The sequence below is a fragment of the Streptomyces sp. NPDC091271 genome (assembly GCF_044757505.1).
GTDB lineage: Bacteria > Actinomycetota > Actinomycetes > Streptomycetales > Streptomycetaceae > Streptomyces.
Genome location: NZ_JBIVVD010000002.1, coordinates 332,613 through 347,319 on the forward strand (window position 1 = coordinate 332,613; position 14,707 = coordinate 347,319).

The following is a 14,707-nucleotide window of genomic DNA, read 5'->3' on the forward strand; positions in this document are numbered from 1 at the left end:
GGGGTGCGACGGACGCGCGGGGGCACGCGTCCGTCACACCGGCCCCGCTCTCACCGGCCGGAGTCCACCCGGCGCAGGGTGCGCAGGAGGTACTCCTTGCGGTTCAGCGGGTCGCGGTCGGTCCTGGACCTGTGCGGAGCAGGTCCGTCGACCGGCCTGTACTCCTCGAACGCCGACTCCAGCACCCCCTCGCCCCGCGTCATCCCCGGAAGCAGCTGCTGCAACTCGTGCACCCGTGCGGCGGGGATCGCCCCCTCCACCGTGCAGACGCCGTCCTGCGTCTCCGGGGGCCCGGGGGCGGCGCGCAGCCGCGCGAGGACCGGCACGAGCGGGCCGAGGGCGTCGGCCGGGAGCTCGGCGCGGAAGCGGTGCATGGGCTCGTAGACCGTGGTCCCGGCCCTCTTCAGCGCGTCCATCAGCACCAGTGGCGTCAGGTTGCGGAAGTCGCCCGCCGTGCTGGACATGCTCTTGTCGAACACAGCGTGCGAATGGCTCTGCCGGGGCCAGTATCCGGAGTGGGTCATGGTGACCGTGCAGTCGGTGACCCGCCATCCGTGAATTCCCTGGCCGAGTGTTTCCAGCACGGTGTCCTCCACCGCCCGCATCAGGGAGTACGGCATGGAACCGAGCTCCACCTCCCGGCGGAATTCCACCCCGCCGCCGAAAGCGGCGGGCTCCACCCGGAGGCCGACGGTGGCGAGAAAGGGGTTCGGCTCCTTGTCGATGAACTCGACGGCCTCGCCCGTCCCGGACGGCCGTTCCAGACAGATGGTCGTCGTCTCCCGGAAGCCGACCTCGATGCCGTACTCGTCCGCGAGGGTCGCCTGGATGACCTCCTTCTGCACCTCTCCGTAGAGCGACAGGGACACCTCCTGCCGGAGGCCGTCGGTGCGCACGCCGATCAGCGGGTCCTGCTCCGCCAGGTGTCCGAGCGCGATGTGCAGCGCTCCCCTGTCCTGACGGCGGCGGGGGGTGACGACGGTCTCCAGGGTCGGCGGAGCGAAGTGGGCGCGCGCCGGCCGCGCGGTCCCCGGATCGCCGATCCTGTCCCCGATCCGGACGGTGTGGAGACCTCGCAGCCTGCCGATCCGGCCGGCGGGGAGCGAGGACCCGCGGACATCCGTCCCCTGGTCGAAGACGGTGATGGCCGAGATCTTGCCCTCGCGGCCCTCCTTCTCACCGTCGCCCCGCAGCCGGACGCGTTCACGGGTGCGTACCGTCCCCGAGAACATGCGGGCGTACGCGATCTTCTCTCCCGCCGGGCCGCGTTCGACCTTGAAGACCGCTCCTGAGGCCGGGCCCTCGGGGTCCTGGTCCGTCACCGGCAGGAACTCGGCGATACCGGCCGTCAGTTCGGCCACACCCGCGCCGGTGGCCGCGGAGCCGAAGTAGACGGGGTGCACCAGCGCCTGCCGGGTCTGCGCCGCCAGCCGGTCACGCAGCCGGTCGTACGGCACGCCGGCCGCGCCTTCGACGTACGCCGCCAGGAGTTCGTCGTCGTGCGTGGTGAGCAGGTCGGTCAGCGCGGTGGTGAAGCCCCGGTCCGCACCGGTGAACGGTCTGGTGCGGGCCCGCCTGGTCCCCAGGCCGTCGGCCGGGCCCATGGCGACGACCGCGGGTGACAGCCGGCGCGCGATGTCGGACAGGACGCCTTCGTACCGGGCACCGGCGCGGTCGGTCTTGTTCACGAACACGAGCGTGGGGATCCGCAGGCGGCGCAGCGCCCTCATCAGGATCCGGGTCTGCGCCTGGACGCCCTCGACGGCGGACACGACGAGTACCGCGCCGTCGAGTACGCCGAGGACCCGTTCCACCTCTGCGATGAAGTCGGGGTGTCCGGGGGTGTCGATGAGATTGACCGTGACGCCGTCGATGGCGAAGGACACCACGGCTGACTTGATGGTGATGCCGCGCTGCCGCTCCAGGGCGAGGGTGTCGGTCTGTGTGCTGCCGTCGTCGACGCTGCCGACCGCGTCGATGACTCCGGCGGTGTGGAGCAGCCGCTCGGTCAGGCTCGTCTTACCGGCGTCGACATGCGCCAGAATTCCCAGGTTCAATGTGTGCACTGAGCTTCGGGTCCTCGAGATAGGTGTGAATTCCTGTCTGGGTGGACACAGAAGCTCGGCGCATGAACATCTCCCTGTTCGGTCGTTCGGTGCCGGAATTACAGCAGGGCGCCTCGTCGAGGGGCAATCGATTAATTCCGCAGGTGCGGGAATCGCAGTTCGGTGCGGCTGCGCGCGGTGTCGCCGGGGCGCAGCACGGTGGTGGGCAGGTCCGGCCGGTTGGGTGAGTCGGGCAGGTGCTGGGTCTCCAGGCAGATCGCGCCGTGCCGGTCGTGGCGGCGGCCGGTGCCGTCGGTGAAGGAGCCGTCGAGCTGGTTGGCGGTGTAGACCTGGATGCCGGGCTCCGTGGTCCACACCTCCAGGACCCTGGCCGCGTCCGGGGCGGTGAGGCGTGCGGCGCGTCGCAGGCCGCCGTCGGTGTCCCGGAGCACCCAGCAGTGGTCGAAGCCGCCGGCGGCACGCAGCTGTGCGTCCTCGGTGCCGAGGCGTTCCCCGAGGAGCTGGGGCGTGGTGAGGTCGAACGGGGTTCCGCGGACTTCGGCCGGCGGGCCCAGGGGGATGCCGTCGTCGTCCACGGGCAGGTAGGAGTCGGCGTCGACCTCCAGGCGGTGGCCGAGCACGTCGACCTGGCCGGCCAGGTCGAAGTAGGCGTGGTTGGTGAGGTTGACGACCGTGGTGCGGTCGGCGACCGAGGCGTAGTCGACGGCCAGGGTGCCCGCGGTGTCGAGGGTGTACGTGACCGTGGCGTCCAGGGCCCCGGGGAAACCCATGTCACCGTCGGGGCTGTGCAGGGTGAGCCGGACGGACACGGTGTCGTGGGTCCGGTCCGGGGCGGCTTCCCACACCTTGGTGTGGAAGCCGTCGGGCCCGCCGTGCAGGGCGTGGCCGCGGTCGTTGGCGGGGATGTGGTGTTCGGTCCCGTCCAGGACGAAGCGGCCGTGGGCGATGCGGTTGGCGTAACGGCCCACGACGGCACCGAAGTAGGGGTGCTTGGCCGTGTAGTCGTCCAGCGTCGCGAGCGACCGGACGACGGAGGCGGTGGCGCCCGTGGTGTCCGGCACGGTGAGGCTGTGCAGGGACGCGCCGTAGGTCAGGACCTCGGCTCGGACCCCCGTACCGCTGTCGAGGGTGTACAGGTCGATCGGGGTCCCCTGGACGGAGCCGAACGGGGTGCGGTGCACGGTGGGGCGCGGCATCAGAGATCCTCGGTGTGGCCGGAGTCGGGGCCGGCCGTGGTGGATTCGCGGACGACGAGGCGGTAGCCGGGGCGTGGCCTGCGCGGTTCGGCGACGGGTTCGCCCGAGAGCTGTTCGACGAGGCTGTCGACGGCGAGGCGGGCGATGGCTTCCTTGTCGGGGGCGATGGTGGTGAGCGTGATGGTGGTGTAGCGGCTCTCCTCGATGTCGTCGAAGCCGACGACGGCGATGTCGTCCGGGATCCGCAGGCCGCGTTCGGTGATGGTCCGCATCGCGCCGATGGCGATGAGGTCGTTGTACGCGAACACGGCGTCGGGCCGGTGCCCCTGGTCGAGGAGCTGCGCCATGCCGGTGGCACCGTCCTCGCGGCCGTAGCCGTCGGTGACCACGACGAGGGCTTCGTCGGGTGTGATGCCGGCGGCCTCCAGTTCCTCGCGCCAGCCCCTCAGGCGCAGGTGGGCCGGCTGGCGTTCCTGGCCGGTGCGCGATCCGAGGAAGGCGATGCGCCGGTTGCCCTGGCCGACGAGGTGGCGCACGGCTGCGCGGGCCGCCGCCACGTTGTCGATGGCGATGTGGTCGTACGGCGCCTCGTACTCGCGCTCGCCCAGCAGGACCAGTGGCGCGGTCTCGGTGCGCGCCATGAGGTCCTCGGTCTCCAGATGGATGGGGCTGAGGATGAGCCCGTCGATCACATGGGAGCTGAACCCCTGGCTGACCAGGAGTTCCTTCTCCCTGAGGCCGGCGGTGTGGTCGACCAGGACGGTGTAGTCGTGCCGGGCGGCCGCGTCGATGACCGCTCCGGCGAGCTCCGCGAAGTACGGGTTGCCGAATTCGGGGACGGCGAGGGCGATGATGCCTGTGCGGCCCTTGCGCAGGTGGCGGGCGGTGAGGTTCGGCCGGTAGCCGAGCTCGTCGATCGCCTGTTGCACCTTCGCGCGCATGGCGGGTGTGACGTGCTGATAGTTGTTCACCACGTTCGACACGGTCTTGATGGACACGCCCGCCCGTTGTGCAACGTCCTTGAGGCTGACGCCCACGGCACTCCTTGGTTCGGCTCGGCTTGGCTGTTGGTCCGGCCTCGACGGCCGGCTCGTCGTCAGGTGCTTCTGCGACTGCGCGCGAGATAGCGCTGGGCCACCACGACAACGATAAGGAAGCCGCCGCTGACGACCGACTGGTAGGAGGAGTTGAGCGAGCCGATCTGGTTGATCAGGTTCTGGATGACGGCCAGCAGCAGGACGCCCCAGAGGGTTCCGCTGATGGATCCCGCGCCGCCGATGAGCAGGGTGCCGCCGATGACGACGGCGGAGATCGCGTCGAGTTCCATGCCCACGCCGACGATGGTGACGCCGGAGGACAGCCTGGCGGCGTTGAGGGCGCCGGCGAGTCCTGCGAGCAGGCCGCTGAGGGTGTAGACGAGGATCTTCGTACGCGCGACGGGGAGGCCCATCAGGGTGGCGGCGTCGCTGCTGCCGCCCACGGCGAAGAGGGTCTGCCCGAACGAGGTGCGCTGCAGGACGAGTCCGCCGGCGCCGAAGAGCACGAGGGCGATGACGATCGGATAGCCGAAGCCCCAGACGCTGCCCTGGCCGAGTTCGCCGAAGGCGGAGTCCTTGGGCACCAGATAGGTGGTGGCGCCCTCGTCGGTGAGGGCGAGCAGCAGTCCGCGGGCGCCCAGCAGCGTGGCGAGGGTGACGATGAAGGGCGCCATGTTGCCCCGGGCGATCAGGAAGCCGTTGAGCAGGCCGATCCCGCCGCAGACCACTAGGGGCAGCAGAAGTGCGGCGAGGAATCCGTACTGCGAGGCCCAGGCGGCGAGGACTCCCCCGAGGGCGAAGACCGAGCCGACGGACAGGTCGATGCCGCCGGTGATGATGACCATCGTCATGCCGAGTGCGACCACGGCGAGGAACGAGGCCTGGATGGTCACACCGCGGGCGTTGTCCAGTGACGCGAACGTCGGGTAGATGAACGAGGCGGCGATCACTACGGCGAGCAGGACCGCGAGGACGCCCTGGCGTTGCAGGAGTTCCGCGGCGCGCTGCCGGCCGGTCTGCTCGGGGCCTGCGGCGGGAGGGGCCTTGGGCGCTTTCGGCGCGGCCGGGGCCGGGGCGGCGGTGACGGGCTTGGTTTCGTTCATCGGGACCGACGCTCCCGGGCGACGTAGACGGCGGCGATGATGATGGCCGCCTGGGCGATCTGTGCGGTGGAGTCGGGCAGGTCGTGCTTGACGAGCGTGGCGCGCAGGAGCTGCATGAGCAGGGCGCCGGCCACGGTGCCGAGCACCCGGACGGAGCCCCCGTTGAGGGGTGTGCCGCCGACCACGACCGCCGTGATGGCGGAGAGTTCCATGAGGGTGCCGAGCGAGGACGGGTCGCTCGCGGTCAGCCTGGCCGTGGCGAGGATGCCCGCGAGAGCCGCGAGCACCCCGCAGAGGACGTATACGCCGATGAGCACCCGCTTGACGGGCAGCCCGGCGAGCGCGGCGGCTGAGCGGTTTCCGCCGACGGCGACGATCTGCCGGCCGAAGGTGGTGCGCTGCACGAGGAAGGCCACGGCGAGGGCGAGTATTCCGGCGATCCAGACGACGAGCGGAATGCCGAGGAAGGAGCCGGTGCCCAGCGACAGCAGGTCGGGGTTGACGATCTGCTTGAGCTGGCCGTCGGCCATGACGAGGGCGAGCCCGCGGCCTCCGACGAAGAGCGCGAGCGTGGCCACGATGGGCTGGAGCCCGACGAGCGAGACGAGAGCGCCGTTGACGGCTCCGACGACCGCGCCGGCCAGGAGCGAGACGATCAGTGCGGGTACGAGTCCGTAGCCCAGGTACAGCGGGAGGAACGCGGCGGCGAGCGCCATGGTCGAGCCGACGGACAGGTCGACGCCCTCGGTGCCGATGACCAGCGCCATGCCCAGGGCGACGATGACGATGGGGGCGACCTGGACGAGCTGGGTGCGGAAGTTGTCGGCGGTCATGAAGTGGTCGGTGAACAGGGCGTTGAAGAGCAGCACCACGGCCACGGCCATGTACACGCCGTAGCGCTGGTACCAGGCGGGGTCACGCAGCCGGGCCAGTGGGCTCACGGACTTCCGGGGCTTGTCGCTCTTCTCGGGCGGGGCGACGGCGGTCTGGGTCATCGGGGGTCCTCCTGGGCGGCCGGGGCCCGGTCCGCCGGCTCCGGTGCGTGGTCGGCGAGCACTTCGAGCAGCCGGTCCTCGGCCACGTCGTCGCCCGACAGCTCACCGGCGACCGCTCCGCCGCGCAGGACGACGATCCGGTCGGCGCCTTCGATGAGCTCCTCGATGTCGGAGGAGATGAGCAGGACGGCGAGGCCTTCGCGGGCGAGGTCGTCGATGAGGCTCTGGACCTCGGCCTTGGCTCCGACGTCGATGCCCCGGGTGGGTTCGTCGAGCAGCAGGACCTTGGGCTCCAGGCAGAGCCAGCGGGCCAGCAGGACCTTCTGCTGGTTGCCGCCGGAGAGTTCCCCGACCTTCTGCTCGGGGCTCGACGCCTTGATCCGCAGGCGCTTCATGAAGATGTCGACGATCCGGTCCTGCTTGGCGCGCGAGACGACACCGGCCCGGGAGAGGCGGGGCATGGCCGCCAGGACGATGTTCTCGCGGACGGAAAGGCCGGGCACGATGCCTTCGGCCTTGCGGTCCTCGGGCAGCAGGCTGATGCCGGCGCGGATGGCGGCGGCCGGCGTGAGGCGCTTCAGTGTGGTGCCGTCGACGGTGAGTTCACCGGCGTCCAGGGGCAGGGCGCCGGACAGCGCCTTGGCCGTCTCGCTGCGGCCGGAGCCGAGGAGGCCTCCGAGGCCGAGCACCTCGCCCGCGTACAGCGACACGGATATGTCGTGGAGCTGGAGGCGGCTGGAGAGGCCGGTCGCGGTGAGTACGGGGGTGCGGGCGGCCTCGTGGCCTTCCGCCGCGAAGTTGGTGACGCCGGAGCGTCGCACCTCGGAGAGGTCGCGGCCGAGCATCATCGACACGAGCTGCATCCGGTCGAGGTCGGCGAGCTCGCCGGTGTGGATGTGACGCCCGTCGCGCAGGACGGTGACGCGGTCGCAGATCCGGTAGAGCTCGTCCATGCGGTGGCTGACGTAGAGGACGGCGATGCCCTGGCCGCGGAGGCGTTCGATGACGCGGAAGAGGGTCTCCACCTCGCGTGGTTCGAGCGAGGAGGTGGGCTCGTCCATGATGACGACCTGGGCGTTGACGGACACCGCCCGTGCGAGGGCGACCATCTGCTGGGTTCCTACGCCGAGGGTGTGCAGGGGGCGCCGGGGGTCGACGCGTACGCCGAATCCGTCGAGCAGTTCGCTCGTCTCCCGGTGCATGCGGGAGAAGTCGATGAGGCCGAACCGGTTCCGCGGTTCGCGGCCCAGGAAGATGTTCCGCGCCACGCTCATCAGCGGGACGAGGTTGACCTCCTGGTAGATCGTGGAGATACCGGCCTGCTGTGCTTCGAACGGCCGGGCGAACCGGACCGGTTCACCGGTCATCCGCAGTTCGCCGCCGTCCGGCCGGTACACACCGGTCAGCACCTTGATGAGAGTGGACTTGCCCGCCCCGTTCTCTCCGACGAGCGCGTGGGTCTCCCCCGCGCGCAGGGAGAAGCTGACGTCGTCGAGGGCGACGACACCGGGGAACCGTTTGCTCACCGAGCGGGCTTCGAGCACGGTGGAGGCCGTGTCTCCGGCCGCCTCCTGTGCCTGCGGTACTGCTTCGGGTGGTGCCATGGGTCTTCTTGGCCTTCCGCTGTCCAAGGGTGAGGGCCCGGGAGCCGCCGTGGCCCGGTGCGAGCGCCACGGCGGCCGGGGGCCGATGCGTTCAGGAGCGGATCAGAACGCCCCGCCGAGCGATTCCTTGGCGTTGGTCTCGTCGTAGGCGCGGTCGGTGATGATGACGTTCTCGGGGATCTCCTCGCCGCCGTAGAACTTCTGGGCGGTCGCGAAAGCCAGCGGGCCGAAGCGGGGGTTGGACTCGATGACGGCGTTGTACTCGCCGTTGACGAGGGCCTGCACGGCGTTGCGGGTACCGTCGACCGAGACGATCTTGACGTCCTTGCCGGGCTTCTTCCCGGCGGCCTTCAGCGCGGTCACGGCACCGAGGCCCATCTCGTCGTTCTCCGCGTAGACGGCGGTGATGTCGGGCTTGGACTGGATGAGCTGCTCCATGACCTGCTGGCCCTTGTCGCGGGCGAACTCGCCGGTCTGCTGGGCGACGATCTCGATACCGGGCGCCTCGGCCTTGATCTGGTCGACGAAGCCCTTGGTCCGGTCCGTGGTCACGTTGTTGCCGGAGGCGCCGAGGAGGATCGCCACCTTGCCCTTGCCGTCCGTCGCCTTGATCATCGCGTCGGCGGCCCGCTTGCCCTGCTCGACGAAGTCGGAGCCGAGGAAGGCCACATAGTCCTTGCAGGCCGTGGAGTTGACCTTGCGGTCGATGGTGAGGACCGGCACCTTCTTCGCCGCCGCGGCCTTGAGCGCCGGCTCCAGACCGTCAGAGTTCAGCGGCGCGATGATGAGGAACTGGGCGCCCTGCGAGAGCATGTCCTGGATGTCGCTGATCTGCTTGGACAGCTGCGACTGCGCGTTGGTGGTGAGCAGCTTCTTGACGCCGACCTTCGCCGCCTCGTCCTTGATCGACTGGGTCTCGGCGATACGGAACGGGTTGGCCTCCTTCTCCGACTGGGAGAAGCCGACCACGGCGTTCTTGAGGTCGATCTTGGGTGCGCCGTAGCTCTGCAGCGAGCAGCCGGGGCCGGAGGCGGCCTCGGGGGACTTTGCCGCCTGTGCTCCCTGGCTGCTGTCACCGCCCGCGTTGTCCGAGGTCTCCGACTTGGAGCAGCCGGAAACGGCCAGCGTGGCGGTGGCGGCGATCATGCAGGCCGCGGCGAGGGTACGGGATCGACGCTGGATCATCATGCGCGGGACGCTCCTTGGCGAGGTGACGGCACGCCGTTCGGCGTGCGGTCGGGCATGGCGGGACGGCGCGTCAGCCGCTCGGCGGCGGATGACGCTCTATCCCTCACGACCCGTTCCGAGCTGCGAAAACTGCGGTCGTGAGGGCTTGTGCGGCCTCTCGGCGGCTCGGTTTACAACGTTATATAGGCGAGGCGCCGCAGGCGGCAAGAGAGTTGTCGATGCGTTTCCAAAATGTGTCGCCCCAGCGTGCGCCCTCGCCCCCGCCGATCACCGGGCCGGTTCCGTGCCAGGTACCGCACCAGGTGCTGCGCCACCTCTGGACACCGGCTTGACCGCGTGCTGTCATACCGCCGACATCAATTTTCCAACGTTGCAGATGAGGTGCCGTCCCGTCAGCTGAGGACGCGGCACCCGCCTTCGCCATGCGCCGGCCTGCCCGGGCCGGTCCCCCACCCCTGTCCGGCAGAGCAGAAGCGGAGCCCCACACGATGAGCTTGAACCGCAGACAACTCATGACCGGTGCGCTGGCCACCGTCGCCGCGACCACGGCCGCGGGCCGCTGGGCCACCACGGCGACCGCCGCAGAGGGCGTGATGGCCGCCGCACGTGGGGGCCACTACTCCCCCAACGCCGCACCGCTGCACCCGACCGCCTTCCTGAAGCTGCCGCCGGGACGTGTCACCGCCGAGGGCTGGCTCGCCGGCCAGCTCCGGCTCCAGCTGGACGGCCTGTGCGGCCGCTACGAGGAGTTCTCGCACTTCCTCGACTTCGAGAACTCCGGCTGGGTCCGCCCCGACCGGGGCGGCTGGGAGGAAGTCCCCTACTGGCTGCGCGGGTACACGGATCTGGCGATCGTCACGGGGGACGCGAAGGCACTGGCCGCCGCACGCCGGTGGATCGACGCGGTCCTCACGACCCAGCAGTCCGACGGCTTCTTCGGCCCGAAGGCCCTGCGCACCGCGCTGAACGGCGGCCCCGACTTCTGGCCGTTCCTGCCCCTGATCCAGGCTCTGCGCTCCTGGCAGGAGTACGACGGGGACAACCGCATCATCCCGTTCCTCAGCAGGTTCTTCCGCTACATGAACGCCCAGGGCCCCGGCGCCTTCGACACCAGCTGGATCGCCCTGCGCTGGGGCGACGGCCTCGACAGCGTCTACTGGCTGTTCAACCGCACCGGCGACGCCTTCCTGCTCGACCTCGCGGACAAGATCCACCGTTACGGCGCCGACTGGGGCGACAACCTGGTCAACCCGCACAACGTCAACATCGCGCAGGGCTTCCGGGAGCCCGCCCAGTACGCCCTGCGCAGCGGCTCACCGCAGGACACTCGGGACACGTACGGGACGTACTCCAAGGCCATGGACGCATACGGGCAGTTCCCCGGCGGCGGCTTCGCCGGGGACGAGAACGCCCGGCCCGGTCATGGGGACCCCCGGCAGGGCTTCGAGACCTGCGGGATCGTCGAGTTCATGGCCAGCCACCAGCTGCTCACCCGGATCACGGGCGACCCGCTCTGGGCGGACCGCTGCGAGGAGCTGGCATTCAACTCGCTGCCCGCCTCGCTGGACCCGTCGGGGAAGGCGATCCACTACGTCACCAGCGCCAACAGCGTCGACCTGGACAACGTGCCCAAGCGGGACCGGCAGTTCCAGAACGGCTTCGCCATGCAGGCGTTTCTGCCGGGCGTCGACCAGTACCGCTGCTGCCCGCACAACTACGGCATGGGGTGGCCCTACTTCGTCGAGGAGCTCTGGCTCGCCACCCCCGACGGCGGACTCGCCGCGGCGATGTACGCGCCCTGCACGGTCACCGCGAAGGTCGCGGACGGCACGGAGGTCACCTTCACCGAGGAGACCGGCTACCCGTTCACGGACACGGTCACCCTCTCCCTCGAGTCCCCGAAGGCGCTCCGCTTCCCCCTGGTCCTGCGTGTCCCCGCCTGGTGCGACGAGCCGGACATCAGGGTCAACGGGCAGCGCGTCACCGCACCGGCCGGCCCTGCCTTCACCAGGATCGAGCGGACCTGGTCCCACGGCGACCAGGTCACCCTGCGCCTGCCGCAGAGGACCACCGTGCGCACCTGGGCGGACAACCACGGCTCGGTCAGCGTGGACCACGGCCCTCTCACCTACTCCCTGCGCATCGGGGAGTCGTACGAACGCATCGGGGGCACCGAGCAGTTCCCGGAGTACGCGGTCCACGCCACCACTCCGTGGAACTACGGCCTCGTCCTGGACGGTGCACGGCTCCCCGCCGCACTGCGCCGCCGCTCCCCCGGTGACAACCCCTTCACGCTGGAGGGCACCCCGCTCTCCCTGACCGCGCGCGCCCGCCGCATCCCCGAGTGGAGCGCCGACGACGAGCACGTGGTGGAGCCGCTCCAGCCGAGTCCGGCACGCAGCACCCAGCCGGTCGAGGAGGTCACACTCGTCCCGATGGGCGCGGCGCGGCTGCGGATCACGTCCTTCCCGACGGCGAGCCCGGACGCGGCGCCCTGGCTCGCGGACCGCTGGTACCGGCTCGCCAACCGGAACTCCGGCAAGGTGCTGGGCGTGGACGGCATGTCCACCGCGAACAGCGCCCACGTCGTCCAGTTCGGCGACACCGGGACGGCCGACCACCTCTGGCGGCTCGTGGCCAACGGGGACGGCTGGTACCGCATCCGCAACCAGCACTCGGGCAAGGTGCTCGGCGTGGACCTCATGTCCACCGCGAACAGCGCCCACGTCGTCCAGTACGACGACAACGACACGGCGGACCACCTGTGGCAGCTCGTGCCGGACGGGGACGGCTGGTACCGCATCCGCAACCGCAACTCGGACAAGGTGCTGGGCGTGGACGGCATGTCCACCGCCGACAGCGCCCACGTCGTCCAGTACGACGACAACGGGACCGCGGACCATCTCTGGCAGCTGCTCTGAGAGGCGGTCCGCCGACGTGCCACCCCCGCGCCGGCCGGCGCGGGGCTCCTCCTCATGAAGGAGCACCTGGAATGCGATCCGCACCCGCACCGCGCCGCAGTACCTTATGGAGACGGTTGACCGCCGGCAGTGGCCTGCTGGCACTGCTCGCCACCGCACTCGTCGGGGCCGGCACCGGCCCGGCCGCCGCCGCGCCCACGGCCTGGTCGCCGAAGCCGGCGCCGATGACGACGCCCTGGACCGGCCAGGTGTCCGTCGACAATCCGCTCCCCGAGTATCCGCGCCCGCAGCTGACCCGCCCCGACTGGGCCAATCTCAACGGCATCTGGGACTTCGCGGTGACCGGCCGCGACGCCGGGCAGCCCGCGGCGTTCTCCGAGCAGATCAGGGTCCCGTTCGTCGCGGAGTCCTCGCTCTCCGGTATCAAGCGCAAGATCACCGAGAACGACAAGCTCTGGTACAAGCGCACCTTCACCGTGCCGTCGGACTGGAGCGGCCGCCGCACCGTGCTCAACTTCGGCGCCTCCGACTGGCAGAGCACCGTCTGGGTCAACGGCACCCAGGTCGGCGCCCACAAGGGTGGCTTCGACTCGTTCTCGTACGACATCACTCCCCAGCTCAACGGCGGTACGAACACCGTCGTGGTCTCCGTGTACGACCCGACGCAGACCGGTGGCCAGGCCGTCGGCAAGCAGCGGATCAACGACGTGAACCCGCATCCCGGCGGGGGCATCTTCTACACCGCGGCCTCGGGGATCTGGCAGACGGTGTGGCTGGAGCCCGTCGCCGCGTCGCACGTCACACGCCTGGACATGACCCCGAACCTCGGGAACAGCACGCTGCGGGTGAAGGTACAGACGGCAGCAGGCGCCGGCCGGAGCGCGAGGGTCACGGTCTCCAGCGGTGGCACGGTCGTGGGTACGGCGACGGGTGCCCCCGGCGCGGACATCTCCGTACCGGTGCCCAACCCCCGGCTGTGGAGCCCTGACGACCCGTTCCTCTACGACGTACGCGCCGAACTGCTCGACGGGGCGGCCGTGATGGACGCGGTGGGCAGCTACGCGGGCATGCGGTCCGTGGGCATCGCGAAGGTCGACAACATCCTGCGCCCGGTCCTCAACGGGAAGTTCGTCTTCCAGACCGGCACACTCGACCAGGGCTACTGGCCCGACGGCATCTACACGGCGCCCACCGACGCCGCTCTGAGGTCCGATCTCCAGGCGCACAAGGACCTCGGCTTCAACATGGTCCGCAAGCACATCAAGGTCGAACCGCAGCGCTGGTTCTACTGGGCGGACAAGCTGGGGCTCCTCGTCTGGCAGGACATGCCCGCGATGGACACCGGGAAGACCCCCGACGCCGCGGCACGGACCCAGTGGGAGACCGAGTACCACGCGGTCATCGACCAGCACCGCAGCTCGCCCTCGGTGGTCATGTGGGTCAACCAGAACGAGGGCTGGGGCCAGTACGACCAGGCCAGGATCGCCGACGAGGTGAAGGCGTACGACCCGTCGCGGCTGGTCAACAACATGAGCGGGGTCAACTGCTGCGGTTCCGTGGACGGCGGCAACGGGGACGTGATCGACAACCACGTGTACGTCGGCCCCGGCAACACCGCGCCCACCGCGACCCGGGCCGCCGTCCTCGGCGAGTTCGGCGGGCTGGGGTACAAGGTCCCGGGCCACGAGTGGTACCCGGGCGGCGGATTCAGCTACGAGGACCAGGCGAGCCTCTCCGCTCTCAACAACCGCTTCGTGGGCCTCCTCGACTCCATCCGCGTCGGCCAGCTGCCCGCCGGGCTCTCCGCTTCGGTCTACACGGAGATCACGGACGTCGAGAACGAGGCGAACGGGCTGCTCACCTACGACCGTCAGGTGGTCAAGGTGGACACCGCCCGGGTGAAGGCCGCCAACCAGGCCCTGATCCAGGCGTCGAGGACTCCCCAGCCGCCGGTCACCCTGCCCACCGGGAACAGGTCGCTCCGGGTCACCACTCCGGGGCACACGAACAAGTACCTGCGTCATTCCCAGGAGCTCGCCTACACGGCCGTCGTCGACAGCGGCAGCACCGCGCTCCTGAAGAACGACGCCACGTGGAAGGTCGTCGCCGGCCTGGCGAACAGCAACTGCTATTCGTTCGAGTCCCGCAACTACCCCGGTGAGTATCTGCGCCACCGGGACTTCCGGGTCCGCCGCGACGCGAGCGACGGCTCGGCCCTCTTCAAGGCCGACGCCACCTGGTGCGCGGTGGCGGGTCAGGGCGGCGTAAGGCTGTCGAGCGCCAACCTGCCCGGCAGCTACCTGCGCCACATCGACTCGGAGGTGTGGCTGGCCACTCCGGGCGGCGGTCACGCGTGGGACAACGGGGCAACCTTCACCGAGGACACGACGTGGGCGGTGGACGCCCCCTGGGCACCCTGAGGTGAGCCATCGGGCCCGGCGGGCCGGCCGCCGGGCCCGATGGTGTCACGCCTCGCCGTTGCCCGGCCCCGGTGCGTCGATGCCGAGCACCAGGACGGACCGGGCATCGGGCGAGTGATCGGCCGCCCCCCCGGTGGATCGTCAGGGCGGAACGGGCCGAGATGTTTCACGCCTCGG

9 protein-coding genes are annotated in these 14,707 nt (G+C 70.2%); 2 read left to right on the forward strand and 7 right to left on the reverse strand.

Going from position 1 to position 14,707, the window contains the following annotated elements; all coding sequences use genetic code 11:
• Window positions 1-50: 50 nt before the first annotated feature.
• From ACIQM3_RS08940 to ACIQM3_RS08970, 7 genes are all read right to left on the reverse strand, one after another.
• Complete coding sequence (locus ACIQM3_RS08940; protein ID WP_401620873.1) at window positions 51-2,066, reverse strand: GTP-binding protein; 2,016 nt, start codon at window positions 2,064-2,066, stop codon at window positions 51-53.
• A gap of 131 nt (window positions 2,067-2,197) precedes the next feature.
• Entirely contained in the window at window positions 2,198-3,262 is a 1,065-nt protein-coding gene (locus ACIQM3_RS08945; protein ID WP_401620876.1) for an aldose epimerase family protein, read from the reverse strand.
• Window positions 3,262-4,299 carry a LacI family DNA-binding transcriptional regulator gene (locus ACIQM3_RS08950; RefSeq protein WP_401620878.1) on the reverse strand — a complete coding sequence of 346 codons (1,038 nt, stop codon included), beginning with the start codon at window positions 4,297-4,299 and terminating at the stop codon, window positions 3,262-3,264. Before ACIQM3_RS08950 ends, ACIQM3_RS08945 begins: the two co-directional genes overlap by 1 nt.
• A gap of 59 nt (window positions 4,300-4,358) precedes the next feature.
• Window positions 4,359-5,402 carry an ABC transporter permease gene (locus tag ACIQM3_RS08955; protein WP_401620881.1) on the reverse strand — a complete coding sequence of 348 codons (1,044 nt, stop codon included), beginning with the start codon at window positions 5,400-5,402 and terminating at the stop codon, window positions 4,359-4,361.
• A complete protein-coding gene (locus ACIQM3_RS08960) occupies window positions 5,399-6,397 on the reverse strand; it encodes an ABC transporter permease (RefSeq protein ID WP_401620884.1) in 999 nt (332 codons plus the stop codon). The genes ACIQM3_RS08955 and ACIQM3_RS08960 overlap by 4 nt, the downstream gene beginning before the upstream one ends.
• Window positions 6,394-8,001, reverse strand: a complete 1,608-nt coding sequence (locus ACIQM3_RS08965; protein WP_401620887.1) for a sugar ABC transporter ATP-binding protein — start codon at window positions 7,999-8,001, stop codon at window positions 6,394-6,396. The genes ACIQM3_RS08960 and ACIQM3_RS08965 overlap by 4 nt, the downstream gene beginning before the upstream one ends.
• A 102-nt stretch (window positions 8,002-8,103) precedes the next feature.
• On the reverse strand, window positions 8,104-9,189 hold the full coding sequence (locus ACIQM3_RS08970; RefSeq protein WP_401620890.1) for an ABC transporter substrate-binding protein: 1,086 nt from the start codon (window positions 9,187-9,189) through the stop codon (window positions 8,104-8,106).
• Between the two features lie 488 nt (window positions 9,190-9,677).
• Here ACIQM3_RS08970 and ACIQM3_RS08975 point away from each other — a divergent pair, with 488 nt between their 5' ends.
• Together ACIQM3_RS08975 and ACIQM3_RS08980 are read left to right on the forward strand one after the other, a co-directional pair.
• Window positions 9,678-12,110 carry an RICIN domain-containing protein gene (locus ACIQM3_RS08975; protein ID WP_401620893.1) on the forward strand — a complete coding sequence of 811 codons (2,433 nt, stop codon included), beginning with the start codon at window positions 9,678-9,680 and terminating at the stop codon, window positions 12,108-12,110.
• Window positions 12,111-12,181: 71 nt separating this feature from the next.
• Window positions 12,182-14,530: an AbfB domain-containing protein gene (locus ACIQM3_RS08980; RefSeq protein ID WP_401620896.1), complete on the forward strand. Its 2,349-nt coding sequence runs from the start codon at window positions 12,182-12,184 to the stop codon at window positions 14,528-14,530.
• Window positions 14,531-14,707: the final 177 nt, after the last annotated feature.

Coding starts and splice junctions, on each gene's coding strand:
- ACIQM3_RS08965 (WP_401620887.1), bottom strand. CDS start 8,001: ATGGCACCACCCGAAGCAGTACCGCAGGCACAGGAGGCGGCCGGAGAC.
- ACIQM3_RS08970 (WP_401620890.1), bottom strand. CDS start 9,189: ATGATGATCCAGCGTCGATCCCGTACCCTCGCCGCGGCCTGCATGATC.
- ACIQM3_RS08960 (WP_401620884.1), bottom strand. CDS start 6,397: ATGACCCAGACCGCCGTCGCCCCGCCCGAGAAGAGCGACAAGCCCCGG.
- ACIQM3_RS08975 (WP_401620893.1), top strand. CDS start 9,678: ATGAGCTTGAACCGCAGACAACTCATGACCGGTGCGCTGGCCACCGTC.
- ACIQM3_RS08955 (WP_401620881.1), bottom strand. CDS start 5,402: ATGAACGAAACCAAGCCCGTCACCGCCGCCCCGGCCCCGGCCGCGCCG.
- ACIQM3_RS08980 (WP_401620896.1), top strand. CDS start 12,182: ATGCGATCCGCACCCGCACCGCGCCGCAGTACCTTATGGAGACGGTTG.
- ACIQM3_RS08945 (WP_401620876.1), bottom strand. CDS start 3,262: ATGCCGCGCCCCACCGTGCACCGCACCCCGTTCGGCTCCGTCCAGGGG.